Below are 15,933 nucleotides of genomic sequence, written 5' to 3' on the forward strand. Positions count from 1 at the left end.
GGCGACCTTGGCGATCAGATTTTGAACGATCCACACACAACTCTGTTTCGATTGATTCCATACGCCAAACTTACCACGGAAAAATTTACCGTATAGAAGGCAGGTGCTCGGACGCTTACTCATTACCTACGCCTAGCGCTCATCTAACGGAAGCGGACGGATCGGCGATCCATCCCTACCTAAAGAGTCAGATACATTAATCCAGTTCACAAAAATGCTCTAAGAACCGAGGCTACATCGGGATTGTCAGGGAAAGCGTGCCAGGCAGGGTGACCTCATATGGTAGGGCGTGCTCGCCGAGCGCGCCGTTCGCCTACTGAATTCAAAAGCCTTGATCATTACCCACGCCTAGCGCTCACCTAACGGAAGCGGACGGATCGGCGATCCATCCCTACCTGAAGAGACAGACAACTTAATCCAGTTCACAAAAATACTCTGAGAACCGAGGCGACATCGGGATTGTAAGGAAAGACGTGCCAGGCAGGGTGACCTCATAGGTAGGGCGTGCTCGCCGAGCGCGCCGTTCGTTAACTGATACCAAGGTGCATGATCTAGCAACCATCCTCCCCCACACGAGTACGCCGCATCCCAACTACATCATCCCGGATACAAACAGCCCCAAAGAGACGAGTGCGCTATACACAACCACGGTCAAAGCCGCCCCTTTAAGCGCGGCTAAAAAATCAATTGGCGTGCGTGCTTGAGCCAGCTTCAGCAACAGAACGAAGCCGTAAGCAATCGCTAACCAACCGAGTAAAAGTATACTTCCAAAGGACTGATAAACCAACCAAACCAGCACCCCACCCGCAAAGACAAGCGAGAGCCCATATTGTAGCAAGGCCCAACGCCGCCCCAACAGCACAACCAAAGTTCGTTTCTGAGCGATACGGTCTTCTTCTATGTCGCGGTAGTTATTCACTACCAATATGTTATTCACAACCAGCCCGCATGCCAGCCCCAGTAAGATCACCTCTCGATTGATAAATCCAGTCTGAACATAAAACGTGCAAACCACAGCGATCAGACCAAAAAAAAGAACCACAAATAGGTCACCCAAGCCATTGTAAGCCAGCGGAAACGGCCCCCCCGTATACACCCAAGCACAGATCACACTGGCAATACCGATCAATAACAACCACCAACCACCAAAATAAATAAGACTCAGCCCCAGACAAAAAGCGAAAGCCAAAATACCGATGGTCGCCCCCTTCATAGTCGACGCCGTGATCAGACCTGTAGCCACCGCACGACGCGGTCCCAGCCGCGCATCCGTATCGGTCCCCTTCACTCCATCCAAGTAATCATTGGCAAAATTCGTCCCAATCTGAACCAAGAGAGCAAAACAAAGACAGATCACTGCTGGCAATAGCTGCAATTGCCCGCAGTAATATGCCATCGCCGTCCCCAACAGGACCGGAGCCACCGCCGCAGGCAGTGTCTTCGGACGTGTCGCCTCAATCCAAATCTGCAATCCGGACATTTGACTAGTACTCTCTCGTATCAACGCGACTAAATACCAAGTTCCTCAGGCTACAAGCCCGGTGGCGCAGGCGGCCGAACCGTCACCACTTCACTCGGCTGTCCCGCGCGCTTGCGCTCCAAGCGACGCACAAAATACCGAATAATCGTGCGAATAAAATAAAACAAGAGAAAGAGCACCAACACCGCGGCCAGAATCGGAATCAGAACTGCCAGTCCCGCAGTCAGGATAGAACCGCCCAGCTCCGCAGTCGAAACTGCAGGGTTCCCGATCCCGCCCGTAGTGGCCGTAGACGCGCCGCGCGTGATCACCGAAGCCCCCTGCACGATACCAGCCGTGCCACCGCCCATAATCGCCGCAGTGATCCACTTAAACGCATCATTGCCCATAAACTCCGGCAGCATCGCCCCCGAAATAAAAGTGCCCGCTACCACCGCCGCAGGCGTCGCAATGGTATCCAGCGCATTATCCAACCAAGGGATGTAATAACTCCCGATTTCCAAAGCCGTCGCTACCCCCAGCGCAATCGTGACCCAGTCATTGCCCAACCATTCAAAATTCGCCCCCAGCATCTCTTCAAAATTCATGCCCCCCAGTGCATCCACACCTTGATTCGCCGCTAAACTAGCGATAAAGAGAGGGACAAACACCCGAAACCCACAGGCCGCAGCCAGCCCAACTCCGGCAAAAATCGCAATTATCTCATTCATAATACATGCTAGACTAAGGACTTATGTCTCTTTCGGAAAGCTCAGAGTTTCAGAATATAAAATTCGAATTGCTAGTCGAAAACTCAAGAGTAGCTTCTAAATTAAAACACACTCAAGTCACAACACTCAGCGTTCAATTCTCCCACCATGCCCACCTACGTATATCAAGAAATCCTCCCCGACGGCTCCGATGGCGAAGCCTTCGAATACATCCAACGCATGGCCGACCAACCACTCAAAACGCATCCCAAAACTGGCAACCCCGTGCGCAAGGTCTTTCACTCGCCCAATGTTTCCAGTAAATACACCGAAGGCTCGACCAAGAATAAGCTCTCCGACGAAAACGTCGAAAAGAACGGCTTCACTCGCTATGAAAAAGACAAAGTCACCGGACGCTATCACAAGACCGCCGGCAAAGACAAGCGTGCCCCTGATGTGGTGGATGCCAACAAATTAAAAGAAATACAAAAAAACGGTCTCGTGTAGAGAACGCAAAGCCCGTAGCCGGGTTGGCTCTGCCGCCCGGTCAGCGCCCGCAAAGCTCCGAATACCCATTCTAAGAATGATCCGAAAAGTGGCCTCGAAACTCAGTTTCGGGGGGCGAGCGGCATCGCCCCGGTTCTAAGAACCGAGGCTACGAAAAAGATCCGAAAGGTAGCCTCGAAACTTAGTTTCGGGGGGCGAGCGGCCTCGCCCCGGTTCCGAGAACCGAGGCCACAAGAAAGATCCGAAAGGTGGCCTCGAAACTCAGTTTCGGGGACGAGCGGCATCGCCCCGGTTCCGAATACCCATTCTAAGAATGATCCGAAAAGTAGCCTCGAAACTCAGTTTCGGGGGCGAGCGGCATCGCCCCGGTTCTAAGAACCGAAGCTACAAGAAAGATACGAAAGGTAGCCTCGAAACTCAGTTTCGGGGACGAGCGGCATCGCCCCGGTTCCGAGAACCGAAGCTACAAGAAATGCTGGGCGGCAAAGCCAACCCAGCTACGCTTAGAACTTCGTCAGCCTAGACCACCGCCATCCACCGACGGCGAGGCCACCCACAATTCCAACACTACCCCAAAAAAGATCGCCCAAGGCAGGGTGTCGCTCGGGTAAGAACACTTGCCAGAGCTCCGTGCCCAGTAACAGGACCAGTAAAACAAAGCCCCCCAGTAAATAACCACAGCAAAGCCGCACCTCCGATGCCATCTGAACTGCCGGCTTGTGCAGATAGTAGCAACGCAAGCACCAACACCACAGCGTAGCCGCCAGCGCATAAGGAACCAGCGTGCGTAAATCTCCGTTACGATCTGCCCAATCCGCTATCGGCCCTGGTAACCAAGCAAGCTCCCCCATTGATGGCGAACTTCTTAACGACAGGTAAATAATCAGGCCAAAGAGAACTGAAAGTGCCACAAACTGTAGCACTAACCAATACCTACCTAGATTACATAAACTTTTCATTCAACTCCTGATATGCAAATGCACCATCGAGCTTCAATGCGATACAATTAACGCTAATTAACGTAAATTAGCGGTTAGAAATCACCCGGACTCCGCTGCTTCCAATCCCTTAAACTACTCGCAAAATCGTAACGAAATTCAAAGCCATGGTCGATCAACCACTGCGGAATAATGTGCGTCGGCATCGCCGCCTTACGCACCCGCTTGGGATGGATCGGCGACTTGCCTAGCGTCAGCCATTGCAAGACCTGCGCCACCAGTGCCAACAATCCCACTGGCGCACGAAAATTCATACTCCGTTTCCCCAAAATATCCTGAATATGAGTCACCAGAGCCCCCAGCGGCTCCGTGGGCGATTCCACATAATTGTAATGGATCACCTTTTCAGCACGCGCCATGGTAAATTCAATGCTATCCAATAAGCCCTCAATATAGGCATAACTCTTATGAATATGGGGACTCCCCGGAAACACAAAGATCCCCTTCTTCACCGCACGGATCATGCGCAAGATATTGCCAGGGTCCCCGGCCCCATACACCACGCCCGGTCGGCACACAATCAAGCGACGTTCACTGGACTTCGCTGCCCAGCGTTCATGAATGAGCTCCGCAGTCAACTTAGAGATGCCGTACCCAGAACTCGGATACTTAACCGTCGATTCATTAGTCGGCGCATGCGTCGGACCATAGACCGCAATTGAAGCCGTAAAATAGATATTGGGCACCTCCCATGCTTCAGCAAAAGCAGTCACATGCTCCGCGCCCGGCACATTAGTATCGAAATACTCTTCAAAGGCATGCCCCGGCTCACGATGGATGGCGCTGTAGTGAAAGATCCAATCAACTTCACCCACCTGCACGCCCAGCTGCGCCAGCCCCAACTCAATCGGCTGCCGCACATCACACATGACAAAGCTCACCTGCGCCGGCAACGGCACACTCGGCTCCCGAACGTCCGCCAGAATGATCCTTTGAAACTGCCCTTGTAGGCGTTGCCAAGTCGCCTGCCCGATATAGCCCGCACCCCCAAAAATAATTGCTGTATTCATTAATTTATTTGTTCCACGAAAAATGGATTCAAAGCTCCCCGCACATAAGAGTCTGTCAGTCGTTCACTTGCCCAATTCTAAATCCCAGAAACAGATCCGCACTCAAGTCTCCTTCCTCAGTCCTCAACTCTCAGCCCTCACAAAGCGCGAGCGCAAACTCTCCTTAATTAAGAAATAACAGCAAAGCGGCACATAGGTCAGGTAGCGTTTAAACAAGCGCGGCCCCCCCGTAAGCATTCGATAGAGCCATTCCAGCCCAAACCGTCGCATCCAATAAGGGGCCCATTTTTGGTCGCCTGAAAAATATTCAAAGGCCGCCCCAACCCCCATCATCAGCGGAACCTTAATTTTGCCTAAGTGCGATTGCATCCACAACTCCTGCTTCGGTGCGCCCAACCCCACCCACAGGACGTCCGCCCCCGAGGCTTCGATGCGTGCGATGGCTTCAGCCTGCTCCTGCTCGGTCAATTGACGAAAAGGCGGTGATTCGTGACCAACAATTTGAATTTTTGGAAAGAGAGATTGTAACTTAGTAGAGAGACGATCCCCCACTCCTTCACGGCCCCCATAAAAGTAATGCTTCAGCCCCGCGGCTTGTCCATTGCCACATAAGTCAAGCATCACCACCGGCCCCGGATGACGCTGCTCAAAGCGCACGCCCGTCAAGCGAGCCCCCAAGGCCAACGAAGTGCCGTCTGGATACACGAAGTGTGCATCTTGCAAGGCTCCCAGTACCGCATCCTCACGATGCGCGCGCACAAAGAGATGCGCTTCACAAAAACACGCATAATGCTGCCCTGTACGCGGCCCCTGCGCCACTTGCATAAGATCGCGGATCACCGCATCGCGTGGCCCATTCACAACTTTCAGTTTACCAATGTTCATTTGAATAAAAAAATCTAGATCCAGAGACGAGCCCGTAATTGAAGCCTAAACCGCAGCGGCGTGCTTCAGTCTCCGTCGCGTCAGCTGACTGGTTCATTTAAAAATTGAAGATGCCTCTGAGACTCTTCTTCGCTCTCAAAGCGATCTGCAATTTTACGTGCGGGCACACCACCGTAAATCGAAAGCGGTTCAACATCTTTGGTCACGACCGAACCTGCTGCAATAATACTCCCCTTACCAATCGTCACTCCACTCATGATCCGCGCCCCGTAACCGACCCATACGTCGTCTTCGATGACCACTTTGCTACCTAAACCTTTCCAACTATAATCAGCATCTCTTATTTGCGAAGCTAAACGTATTGGAACACCCACAGTTTGATAGTGATGATCATACTTCCCGATCAGTGCGACGAAATTGGCAAAGATTACATTGTCACCAATTTCGGCATCACAACTAATCTCCGAATAACGTCCGATATAGAAATTCTTTCCAATTTTAATTCTGTTTTTAGCATAGAAATAGACTTGCCGGCCAGCGTGAAACCCTGGGCCAATTTCATGCTGTCTAAATACTGTCTTTGTTAGCAGAATATTTCGAAATTGTTTTAGATATCTAATCACGTCCCGATCTACGAATTGGTAGTTTATTTACGAAGTTTGCTAAAGAACCACTGCATCCGTTTAACAAACGACTTGCTATGAAAATTGTCTTCAAACCAGCGGTCCGTTTCTAATGAAATGGTGGTTGATTCTGGATGGGCTAGTGGGAATGAGACTGCATTCGCCGGCACGCAGACGACCTTTGATGACGTAGCATGAGTCCCATCTTCTCGAAACCCGATATTCTCAGTTAAGTTGAGAGACGGAATAATGGTTTTCCCTTGCTTGCCCCAAATTGAAAGGAAGTAGCGATAGGCCCAACTGTCACGCTGTCCATTCCGCACTTTGCGGAACATCATCTCCCAATAAAGGCGCTGCCGGATTCCTGGAAAGACTCGCTGGCAAATTGCTTTCCAGCTTTTTGGATCGGTCCAGGCATGCATATCTGGATCAAAGTCAGCCCAAGCGCGTTCCCAGGTTGCCCAGCCCCAGCATTCAAAATAATTGGAGAAGGTGTAATCGGATGTTTGACTCAGGGGTATCGGGGACCGGTTATGGCCAGCGATTGCATAGACCGTGGGATCATCTCGATAACGTTCGAGTAATTCCGCGCAGTAGTCGAAAAAACTAGGATCTGCGATACAATCGTCTTCAAGAATGATCCCCTCGCCGCCGCAGTCTTTAAGGAACCAAGTGATCCCATCAGAGAGGTTACGAAAGCAACCTAGGTTTTCCTCGCGGTAGAGTCGTCGCACTTCGCAGGGCCACGGAATGGCATCCAGCAACGCCCGCACCTCCGCGACTTTAGATGCCTCGCCGTCTTTGTGGGGACGAGCCGCATCGCAAAGCACCCAAATACGACTGGGCGCCAAGGGAGCCAATGCTTTAAGTGCCGCCTGTGTAATATCAGGACGATTAAAGTGGATGAGTAAAACGGGCGTATTCACGGAAAAGTGGTAAGCAATTAGAAAAATTGGAATCCGAGACGCGCTAGCGAGGGCATGTGAAACCAGTGAAGCCTGCAACTAATACTATAAGAACTCCCAGAGGGTGTTACGTCCATGGATTTATCTACTTAGCACTGTAAGTAGGTTAAAATGTATAAGGAACATCAAATATTTAGCATCCACCTGAAGTAGTTGATGATGTAGTTGTGAGTGGCTTCCTAGTAGCCATATCATGTGCTCGATCGATCTTCAGCAGATCACGTAGAAATCGATTATAAAAGTAAATTGCGGGGAGCAATATTAAGAAAGTCAGAATCAAGCAAGAAGTTGAATGAATCAAGTCGTCTCGGATGTCAGCAATCGATATACCAGATGCTTTCGAATAAATAAAAATGACAACTCTCTTTATAGGATCATGGAGGCACAGAATTATGAGAGAGTTAATACCAAAAAAAGAGAGCGGTTTAATCGTCGCTTTCGGCAAAAGACTCACGCACATTTCGCAAATAAGGACAATCAGGACTGAAGCACTAAATGCTTGTAACAAGTAGTCTGATTTGTTGTCGAACCTTGGAGTAAATAGGTCGTATGTTGAGAAATTCCCGAGTATTGCGTAATAATAAAAAATAAGAACTCCGACTACTATCGATGCCTTCGTCGCAATTCCAAGTGAGTGTATTCTCCTTATATATTTACCTGAAAAATAGAACACCAAAACGACACTCGCAGTGTTAAGACCAAAGGGTAAGCGAAAATGAAGCATCGGCAAAAGATAAAAACCAGAAGCGGTAAGCAATATAACTGCTAGAATTTGAAAGTAAAAATTATTGATTCGACTAATATAGCAATCAATGATCTGAACACTCAGTAGGCATGGAATGAACCATAATGGAGAATTGTGCCCCATAAAGCCGTAGGATGATGAGCCGTAAATGATTCCAACTGCAGGCAGCCACCAATCATAAGAAGCGCCCCCTGCTTGCCCCCTAAAATTGGACTCGATCAGTAACCAGTAAGCGTAAGTGAGCAAATAAAAGAACAAATATGGCAAAATGAGTGTATTGAGCCTGCGTGATACAACCTTTTTGAAACTATTATATCTATCATGGTTCACAAAATATCCTGACACTAAAAAGAACAGTGGCATGCGAAAGGACTGAAGGAACAAGGAGAGTTCGTCTGCGTTGCGATAGACGTGTCCAAAGACGACTAGAGTAATACTAATGGATTTAACTACATCTATATGTATTAATCTAGTAGGCTTAATTGTCTGTTTCATGAGTTTACTTCGCCAGTGATACCGTTATATCTGCTCGCTGTTATGGATTTGATGTTGTGGACTCTTTAAAGATGCTAGATCCATCGTAAAAAAAGCCCTGATTTATCAGTTTATAGGCACCTACCAATAGCAACCGCCTTCAACTTTTTTATAGCTAGCTGGCCGTTCGGCTTCGCCAGGACGGCCCCAGTGCTCATTGTAGAGTTTCGAAATGATTGGGTGAGTGTCCCAACGCTTACCTTTGATCCCAAATAGAATCTGCAGGCTGCCTCCCATTTGAATGGCGACCTTCCCAAGTGATTTTACGTGCGCGCCAAGCGGCAGGCCATAGGCCCCTGCACCGATGAGAGCGATATCAAAATCGTGTTTCGCAATCTGCTGCTTTTGAAATTCTAAAGCATCTGACCACGATTCGAAGGCATCCGTCCCGCCGATGGATTGCACTGATGCAAGCACCTGTAGCTCTTTGAATTGAGGCAAGACCTGAGGATTTGAAAAGAGGGATTCATGCTTATCATACTGCTTTGCGATTAGATTCGAAAAGGGATGGACCACTAACACGCGTTTATTCTCGAGAGAACGAGACCAAGGGACTTCGTGGTAATAGGGTTCGAGTGCGCGTAGCTCAGTAATTTGTGCCCTCGCAGCATGGCGTCGGATCAAACCTGCTTCGTCCTTCACTCCCCAAATTCCGATGACGTCCGATGCACTAATTGCTTCCAAATAGGTTTCACAAAAACGTGCGCCTTCCTCTGGCTCATTTGGAAAGACGCCAGACAGGTTTAGGAGTCGCGTCGCGGTTTCCTCTGTGAGTAACCCGAGTTTTCGGTATTCAGCTAGCGCAACTGCTTCTGACCCTCCTATCCTTGAGATAAGACAGGGCGTCCCGTCGCTTAATAACTCCGAAATTAGCGAGTTCCCCGTTGGTGTTGGGTGGATCGTTTTTCCTCGATGTGAAAAACGCAGCGCTCGTTTTCGCAGGAATGTTTTGATGCGTAAAAAGTAAGGATTGTCGTCATCCATTATGTTGCTGGTCTTTCTTTTCGAGTCGCTTCTTTTTTATTCGTTTTTTGATTAAGCCTGTCAGATCCAACAGGGTTTGAAAGAAACCTCGATGTCGAATTGAGAATGCAATAGGATGGTGCTCCGTTCGGCTGATCGCCTGCAACTGACTGTCACTCAGATTTATAACAGTCTGTAACAAGGTGCGAGGAAAAGGAATACCATGATTACTAGAGCGGAAGCGTAAAATATTGAGTGGCTTCCCTTCAACTAAGGAGAGTTGTTCTTTATCCCAGCCACTGCGTATCGAGCAGAAATAATAAACGCGCTCGCTCACCTTTTCAGTGATGTCGAAATACTTACGATAGGCTTTATCGGCTGCATTGCGAAAGACTATGGGATCTCTGCTTTCTGAGCTATTCACTAAAATGTCCTCGATGGAGAACTGTGGATTGAAGGCTAAAATGCGCTGCGCATTGAGATATTGGCCCACTAGAATAGCGGCATAACCACCTGCAGAACTGCCAATGGTGACGACCTTCATCCCTTTTGTTTTTTCTGCTAATAATTCACAAAGTAAGGGGATACTGGAAATTGACTGATTAATCCCAGTGAGAAACCACTGCTTCCGAATATCACGCACGAAAATGTGACGTTGAGCCTTCTGAATCCGATTCGGATACCATTCGTAGCGATCCTTTTCGAGTATGCGGTCACGTAGGACTGCTTCTGTATTCGGATAATAGATATCATTACTGCTAAAATAAATCGCACAAAGATTAGAGGCTGCTTTCGGATTTTCTTCGATACGGTAGTTATCAAGTTCGGTATAGGCCTCAATGGCCGTCTCCGAATCAACTTGAACGGAAAAGTTTACTGGTTCTTCCATAATTGAGGCAGCAACACACGTAGATGAATCGTTAAGAAATGAAAGCACGCAATCTTCATTCCGTAATGGCGGCGCTCATAGATGAAATAATACTTTGGGTGGCTGTTGGCTAGAGGCGAATATAGGTTCTTGATACGTTTACCGAGCGGTTGCTCTTGTTGGCACCAGAGCGGTGGGCGTGGGTTGGCTTCGCAATAAGCGAGTGGTTGTTCGATGACTAAAGAGCAAATGCCTTTTTCGCTAGCGCGTAGACCGTAGTCATGATCGCCGAGGGCGTGTTTATAGTTTGGATCCAACAAACCGACTTGCTCAAATACTTGACGAGGCACAAGGACGCAATTCCCATTAATTATATCGCAAGGGGCGACGCCATCCTCAAATAAAAGTGGTAGGTTTCCACGCCTCCATCCACCGTATGATCGTTTTCCCGTCTTCTCTGATATCGTTTGAGCGCATAGAATCGCTTCATCTTGGGTGCTCTTCGCATATTGAAGCAATGTACTGAGTGACTCCTCAAACAGATAGGAATCGTTGTTGAGCCAAAGGTAATAATCGTAGTCACCTGTGTTTTTTGCAGTTTCCCACGCTAATCGCATGCCTCCATTCCAATAGCATTTTCCGTCCCCGGGGATCAGGGTGACATTAGGGAATGCATCCTTCACCGCGGCAGTGGTGCCATCGCTGGACGCGTCATCGACTAAAAAAACATGCAAAGGCTCTTCGATTTTTACCGTGGCAAGTTCTAGAGCGCCTAGGCAACGCAGGGTTTCTTCTTTGCGATTAAAAACGGTGATTAAGACTGCAATCATTTTTTGAATGGATACGTCTATTTATTGAACAAGTCGTAAATAGATTGTTTAACCTTCTGGTTATATGGTTCGAGGAATTCACAGCTTTGTTTGGAAATCTGGCGAATAACCTCTGGTTGATTACAGAGGATAAATGTTTTCTGGATGGTCTCGATTGAGTTCGCCCCCACGATGCCGCCGCTTTCTTCAACGATCTTAGCGGCTCCAGTTTGTTGCGTAGTTGCGGTTGCCATCCCAAAGTTAATAGCTTCAAGTAAAGCATAACCAAAAGGTTCAGTGTGCGATGGAAGGATGAGGATGTCGTGTTCTTCCAGTAGTGCCTGATGTTCTGAAGTGCCTGCTTGAATATCTTTGAGAAAAGTCACGCCGTCCATTTTTTCAATCGGAGGGTTCGGGCACACGAACGTTAATTCCGTATCTTTCGGTCGCATTTTAGCCCATTCATTTAGCAGTAGGTCGCCTCCTTTACGCTTATAATCTGCTCCGATAAATAATAACTGAATTTTTGATTCAATTAACTTAGGACTGGGCCGTAACTCTGGGTAAGGAAGAGGATAATATGTGTGCTTAAATTGATATCTACTATCAGTGTAGGCTTTCGCTAACCCTGGTAATGGTGTTGCAATCGAATCGAGGTTAGCGAAGGCTTTTCTATAAATTTTATCATAGAGCGGCTTGAAGCTTTTGCCTTTAGCAATTGGATGATTTGCTGTCCAATCAATGATTGCAGCGCGCTTACAACCTTGGAGTTTAGGTAAATATCCGCCAATTAATGTTGGCGTATTAAATATAAATAATGTATTTGTTGCGTTCTTCTCCCACTGCCAAAGCAGCCTAGATGGTGTGAGTAGCGTGTTTATTCCGCCGACTCGGACTCCATCAGACATACAAAAAACATTTTGTGGATTTAATAATTTCTGGTATGCAGAAGTTATGCTAGTTGTTCCAAGGTCAACAGTCGCTGAGATTATGTTTAGATTGTCTAATTGCATATCAGACTCTTTATTGAGAGGGAATAGAATGTGACATATCAGATTTATCTTTTAAGTGGTCAGCTAAGCGAAGAGATAGTGCAATGATCATTAGTGTCGGATTAGCATGGCTACTAGTTGGAAAGATCGATGAGCCCGCTACATACAAATTACTCACTCCATAGACCTTGCAGTCGGTATCCACGACACCGTTATCAGCTGATGCAGCCATTCGTGTTGTGCCAATATTGTGCGCATTACTATTGAACGCCTTTCGCCCCGGTTCTTTCAATAATGCTTGGTCTGCTTTAGAGAGATGAAAAGTGCCCAGTCCAGATTCCTCTAAACGCTTTTTAAATAAAGTAACAAATATTCTAATAGTTTTGTAGTCAACTTCGGAAAACTGAATTTTAGTTTCCAATCTAGGCATGCCGAAGTTATCGACAGAGGATTCGTCTAGCAGCACTCGACTCTCTCGTTGTGGTGCATGTTCCGTTTGAAAAAATAAGGGAAAATGGTTCGATTTTTTAGGTGGCAGAATCATTGGTAGGCGTCTCTTCTGGAAAAAACGCAAGTAGGCAACACTGGCGAGTTGGCCAAAGATACTCGGGCCATCCTTCAATACAATCCAAGCATGAGCTGCGAGTTCACTGCGTTGATCTTTGAGAATCTGGAACAATCGTTTCGGCCCCATGCGCGCACCGCCCAGTACCGTCTTGATCAGCATGACAAGAGAAACCATTGCGTTCCGATGCTCTGATGCGTCTGCAGCTCCTCGACTGAAGAAACCAACAACGTTGTTAATTTGGTATTTCTCTTGAGTTTCCGCAGTCAACCAGAAGCGCCGGCGGCAGTACACGCCTTCAGCATCTTTTTCAAAATCATATATGAAGTCTTTATTAGGATCCTTCAGTTCAGCATAGCCGCATACTCCAAAACGATGCGATTGATAAAATCGTCCAACAAGGTCATTCTGATTTCCGATACCAGCCGGCAAGATATCCTTAGATGCTAAGAGCAGTCTCGTGTTTTCCAGAGCTCCACAGGCAATGACTGTGTTTTTTGCATGAACCTGAAAGTCTTTCCCAGGACTGCATGCCGCCCTCACATGCTCCAATACAGTGCCTTCGGTATTCATTTGTAAATGAATCGCATGGGCATATAGCAGCACGCGAACGTTGTGTGCAGATTCGAAATCATCTCGATATCGCTTGCTATAATCTGTTGGTATGCTCCAGCGTTCTAATGGCCAAGTCACCAATTCATCGTCATCGAATCCCTTAAGTAACTCTGTTTGCGTCTCTGGAAATGCTGATCGAGCATCGAAGTCAGCTTTTCCTGCTTCTGATAATTGATTCGCTTGTTCAATGTAGTCTTTTAGTCCTGCTAGTTCAATCGGCCAACCACTACCTGGTATCCATGATCGTTCCTTAAAATCGATGGGATCGAAGGGCACGCAGCGACCTCCCCATACTGTCGTCGTTCCACCCCACATTCGCAGGCGGTTCTCTTCAAGCGGTTCATGGCTACTCGCGGGTGAAACCTTGCCGCGATATAGATCAATACAGGCTGAACTTTGGTTCGGTCCTCCCCCAGGAATGATAATCGCGGTGTGACCAGACTTCATATATTGGAGTGCCAGTGTAATTGCAGCTGCTCCTCCGCCGACTATACAAAGGTCTGCTTCCAGAATCGTTCCGGGATTGATTTTTCGTGCGTCTTCAATCATTTTTAGTGGGATTATATAGTGCTAAATAATTAGATCAAATTGCCTAAATTAAATAATAACTTTTCTGCTTCCACGCTGGGGAGAGGATCATTCGCCCATTCATTGGTTTGGGTGAAGTGCCTTGAGTTACGCGTACCGCACAGGACAGTGGAACTCTTTGGCAGTAATGCGACACTGGCACGCATCAGTTGTTCGTGGGTGATTCCGGGTAAACGTAAACATGTTGGAGAAAAGACGTGGTTACCGATGACGTGAATACCACGTGCCTCAGCCTCCTGCCATACTGGACGCATCGCTTCTATGACCATTAAGTTTGCAGGAGATTCGATAACACTGAAAACCCCAGATGCAATCGCAGCGCTTAGAACTTCCGGGGATTCTGACGATATGCCGACAAGTCTGGTTTTTCCCGATTTCCTAAATTTAACACATTCACTCAAAACCGATTCGTCAGTGACCGATTCCAACGAAGCATCATGCAATAAGAATGCTTCAACTCGATCGGTTTTTAAACGTGCAAGACTATTGTCGAGGCAAGCCACTAAATAAGTGGGATCGAAGTTAGGTTTCTTGACGAAACGTTGGATACCTTTCTTGATAACTTGGTTAAGTGGCCCCAGTGGTCCCGGAAGATTTGCGTGTCGGTAACCCGCCTTTGTGACTAGGGTAAAAGCATCCCTTTCTTCGCGTAATACACGTCCTAGTAATCGCTCACAATCGCCCGAACCATAAGTATCTGCAGTGTCAATGACCTTGGCACTACAATCGAGCATTGAACTGATAATCTGCCTTACATCAGTTATCTTTGCTGCGCGTCCAAGCGATGCCAGTGTGCCAGTTCCGAGCCCAAGCTTTGACCATAATGTAGCTGAGAGATTGTGTTGAGTCGTCATTCGGTGTGAGCGTTCACGTTCATCGGTTCCATTTAATCCGTGGTGAGAGCTTCGCGCCCCACTCTTTGAGATCTGCATCGGACATGGCTCGAAACGCCGGTGACATGCAGATGGCAACGAGCATCCACAGGCTTAACTGCATAATATCGAAACGATTAAATTCTTCAATCCAGCTATAGGTCCATCGAAAAGCAAGATAGAGTCCAATAGTCCTGGTCATCCAGCTATTGGAATGCACAACTGCTAAGTAACTGGCAGTAGCGAAGACTAAAGTATAAAGAACGACACCAATCACTCCTGTCCATGTAAAAATGTTGAGAATACCAACTTCACAGCTACTGCGTTCGATTGTTGTAGTGCCAATAATTTTAGAGATTCCAATGCCGAAATCCTTCGAATCGTAACCGCGGGCAGGCGTACGTCCGATTAAAACATAATCATTCTTAATCGCAGATTCTACCACTTCTTCGTAGAGTCCCGTACGTGTATCTGTCGTAACGACATCACGGGTTTCGGCATCGTCTATTTCTTCAGCAATGGCTTGTGAGACGGCAGTGAATGGGTTCAATCCATTAGTTGCTGCAAAAGCCGCAAGTAGAATTGGTGTGATAAAGCAGAATAAAAATGCGACCTTAAGTAGTGACTTGGGGATAAATTGACGAAGTGGGTATGTTACGAGCAGCAGGAGTGGTACAGAAAAGCGAATCAGTGTGCTACGAGCTCCAATATCTGCGAATAAGCAGAACACGGTTAAACATAACATTAAAAGTGCCAACGGACGTGGCAGTGCAGGCAGCATTAAAATAAAGATGACTACAGGTGATAAATAAAATCCATAAGAAGAACCTTTATATAAAATAAACAACAGTGGGATGAAAAGCGGCAGGGCGAGTAGTAACCAATAACGTAATACTTTGTTTAGAATTTCAGGTTGAGCAAAGGACCATACGCACAGACCTGCAGTGAGGGCAAAAGAGTTCTGGATCAATGCTTTATATTGCCAATAGTCGCTAGCGATAAATGCACCTCGAATGGCACAAGTTAGCATCCAGAATAAATAGAGTTTTAAAAAGACATCATAGGACAGCCTAAAGCCTTTGCGCTGTTGAATTGGAATAAAAATGAACAACGACGATATCGCAGAGTAAATGACCCAATTGAGGCTTGTTGTGCTAAATTGAACTGGCGACCATGAGCGCATGGAGATGATAGCTAGCCAGACTATTAGTAGCGCGAGTATCTG

The 15,933-nt window shown here is 47.4% G+C and carries 16 protein-coding genes; 1 reads left to right on the forward strand and 15 read right to left on the reverse strand.

Features of this window, described 5'->3' with window-relative positions:
- Positions 1–592: 592 nt before the first annotated feature.
- On the reverse strand, positions 593–1,480 hold the full coding sequence (locus QEH59_RS15870) for a 1,4-dihydroxy-2-naphthoate polyprenyltransferase (RefSeq protein ID WP_308986364.1): 888 nt from the start codon (positions 1,478–1,480) through the stop codon (positions 593–595).
- A gap of 50 nt (positions 1,481–1,530) precedes the next feature.
- On the reverse strand, positions 1,531–2,190 hold the full coding sequence (locus QEH59_RS15875) for a DUF4126 domain-containing protein (RefSeq protein ID WP_308986365.1): 660 nt from the start codon (positions 2,188–2,190) through the stop codon (positions 1,531–1,533).
- A gap of 147 nt (positions 2,191–2,337) precedes the next feature.
- Here QEH59_RS15875 and QEH59_RS15880 point away from each other — a divergent pair, with 147 nt between their 5' ends.
- Positions 2,338–2,676, forward strand: coding sequence for an FmdB family zinc ribbon protein (locus QEH59_RS15880; protein WP_308986366.1), 339 nt, complete (start codon positions 2,338–2,340; stop codon positions 2,674–2,676).
- Positions 2,677–3,179: 503 nt separating this feature from the next.
- Here QEH59_RS15880 and QEH59_RS15885 read toward each other — a convergent pair.
- The 13 genes from QEH59_RS15885 to QEH59_RS15940 all read right to left on the reverse strand — a co-directional run bounded on the left by QEH59_RS15885 (position 3,180) and on the right by QEH59_RS15940 (position 15,819).
- The gene (locus QEH59_RS15885) at positions 3,180–3,635 is read right to left on the reverse strand and encodes a hypothetical protein (RefSeq protein WP_308986367.1); all 456 of its coding nucleotides are present in this window, start codon (positions 3,633–3,635) and stop codon (positions 3,180–3,182) included.
- A 74-nt stretch (positions 3,636–3,709) separates the two neighbouring features.
- A complete protein-coding gene (locus tag QEH59_RS15890; protein ID WP_308986368.1) occupies positions 3,710–4,684 on the reverse strand; it encodes an NAD-dependent epimerase/dehydratase family protein in 975 nt (324 codons plus the stop codon).
- 123 nt (positions 4,685–4,807) lie between these two features.
- Positions 4,808–5,569, reverse strand: a complete 762-nt coding sequence (locus QEH59_RS15895) for a WecB/TagA/CpsF family glycosyltransferase (protein WP_308986369.1) — start codon at positions 5,567–5,569, stop codon at positions 4,808–4,810.
- Between the two features lie 80 nt (positions 5,570–5,649).
- Positions 5,650–6,192 (reverse strand): acyltransferase, encoded by a 543-nt coding sequence (locus QEH59_RS15900; RefSeq protein ID WP_308986370.1) that lies wholly within the window; start codon positions 6,190–6,192, stop codon positions 5,650–5,652.
- Positions 6,193–6,215: 23 nt separating this feature from the next.
- Complete coding sequence (locus QEH59_RS15905; RefSeq protein ID WP_308986371.1) at positions 6,216–7,118, reverse strand: hypothetical protein; 903 nt, start codon at positions 7,116–7,118, stop codon at positions 6,216–6,218.
- A 172-nt stretch (positions 7,119–7,290) separates the two neighbouring features.
- Entirely contained in the window at positions 7,291–8,397 is a 1,107-nt protein-coding gene (locus QEH59_RS19035) for an acyltransferase family protein (RefSeq protein WP_425609255.1), read from the reverse strand.
- A gap of 120 nt (positions 8,398–8,517) precedes the next feature.
- A complete protein-coding gene (locus QEH59_RS15910; protein WP_308986372.1) occupies positions 8,518–9,420 on the reverse strand; it encodes a GT-D fold domain-containing protein in 903 nt (300 codons plus the stop codon).
- Positions 9,413–10,288, reverse strand: a complete 876-nt coding sequence (locus tag QEH59_RS15915; protein ID WP_308986373.1) for a hypothetical protein — start codon at positions 10,286–10,288, stop codon at positions 9,413–9,415. The genes QEH59_RS15910 and QEH59_RS15915 overlap by 8 nt, the downstream gene beginning before the upstream one ends.
- A complete protein-coding gene (locus tag QEH59_RS15920; RefSeq protein ID WP_308986374.1) occupies positions 10,273–11,097 on the reverse strand; it encodes a glycosyltransferase family 2 protein in 825 nt (274 codons plus the stop codon). Before QEH59_RS15920 ends, QEH59_RS15915 begins: the two co-directional genes overlap by 16 nt.
- A gap of 17 nt (positions 11,098–11,114) precedes the next feature.
- Positions 11,115–12,089: a glycosyltransferase gene (locus QEH59_RS15925; protein WP_308986375.1), complete on the reverse strand. Its 975-nt coding sequence runs from the start codon at positions 12,087–12,089 to the stop codon at positions 11,115–11,117.
- 10 nt (positions 12,090–12,099) lie between these two features.
- A complete protein-coding gene (locus tag QEH59_RS15930; RefSeq protein WP_308986376.1) occupies positions 12,100–13,797 on the reverse strand; it encodes a GMC oxidoreductase in 1,698 nt (565 codons plus the stop codon).
- Positions 13,798–13,826: 29 nt separating this feature from the next.
- Positions 13,827–14,690: an aldo/keto reductase gene (locus tag QEH59_RS15935; RefSeq protein WP_308986377.1), complete on the reverse strand. Its 864-nt coding sequence runs from the start codon at positions 14,688–14,690 to the stop codon at positions 13,827–13,829.
- A gap of 19 nt (positions 14,691–14,709) precedes the next feature.
- Positions 14,710–15,819, reverse strand: a complete 1,110-nt coding sequence (locus QEH59_RS15940; protein WP_308986378.1) for a hypothetical protein — start codon at positions 15,817–15,819, stop codon at positions 14,710–14,712.
- Between the last annotated feature and the right edge of the window lie 114 nt (positions 15,820–15,933).

The organism is Thalassobacterium sedimentorum (genome assembly GCF_031127905.1).
Lineage (GTDB): Bacteria > Verrucomicrobiota > Verrucomicrobiia > Opitutales > Coraliomargaritaceae > Thalassobacterium > Thalassobacterium sedimentorum.

Bases quoted from the DNA above. Each gene is read 5' to 3' on its own strand.
- QEH59_RS15935 (WP_308986377.1), bottom strand. From the start codon at position 14,690: ATGACGACTCAACACAATCTCTCAGCTACATTATGGTCAAAGCTTGGG.
- QEH59_RS15890 (WP_308986368.1), bottom strand. From the start codon at position 4,684: ATGAATACAGCAATTATTTTTGGGGGTGCGGGCTATATCGGGCAGGCG.
- QEH59_RS15925 (WP_308986375.1), bottom strand. From the start codon at position 12,089: ATGCAATTAGACAATCTAAACATAATCTCAGCGACTGTTGACCTTGGA.
- QEH59_RS15875 (WP_308986365.1), bottom strand. From the start codon at position 2,190: ATGAATGAGATAATTGCGATTTTTGCCGGAGTTGGGCTGGCTGCGGCC.
- QEH59_RS15930 (WP_308986376.1), bottom strand. From the start codon at position 13,797: ATGATTGAAGACGCACGAAAAATCAATCCCGGAACGATTCTGGAAGCA.
- QEH59_RS15870 (WP_308986364.1), bottom strand. From the start codon at position 1,480: ATGTCCGGATTGCAGATTTGGATTGAGGCGACACGTCCGAAGACACTG.
- QEH59_RS15880 (WP_308986366.1), top strand. From the start codon at position 2,338: ATGCCCACCTACGTATATCAAGAAATCCTCCCCGACGGCTCCGATGGC.
- QEH59_RS15915 (WP_308986373.1), bottom strand. From the start codon at position 10,288: ATGGAAGAACCAGTAAACTTTTCCGTTCAAGTTGATTCGGAGACGGCC.
- QEH59_RS15920 (WP_308986374.1), bottom strand. From the start codon at position 11,097: ATGATTGCAGTCTTAATCACCGTTTTTAATCGCAAAGAAGAAACCCTG.
- QEH59_RS15895 (WP_308986369.1), bottom strand. From the start codon at position 5,569: ATGAACATTGGTAAACTGAAAGTTGTGAATGGGCCACGCGATGCGGTG.
- QEH59_RS15910 (WP_308986372.1), bottom strand. From the start codon at position 9,420: ATGGATGACGACAATCCTTACTTTTTACGCATCAAAACATTCCTGCGA.
- QEH59_RS15885 (WP_308986367.1), bottom strand. From the start codon at position 3,635: ATGAAAAGTTTATGTAATCTAGGTAGGTATTGGTTAGTGCTACAGTTT.
- QEH59_RS19035 (WP_425609255.1), bottom strand. From the start codon at position 8,397: ATGAAACAGACAATTAAGCCTACTAGATTAATACATATAGATGTAGTT.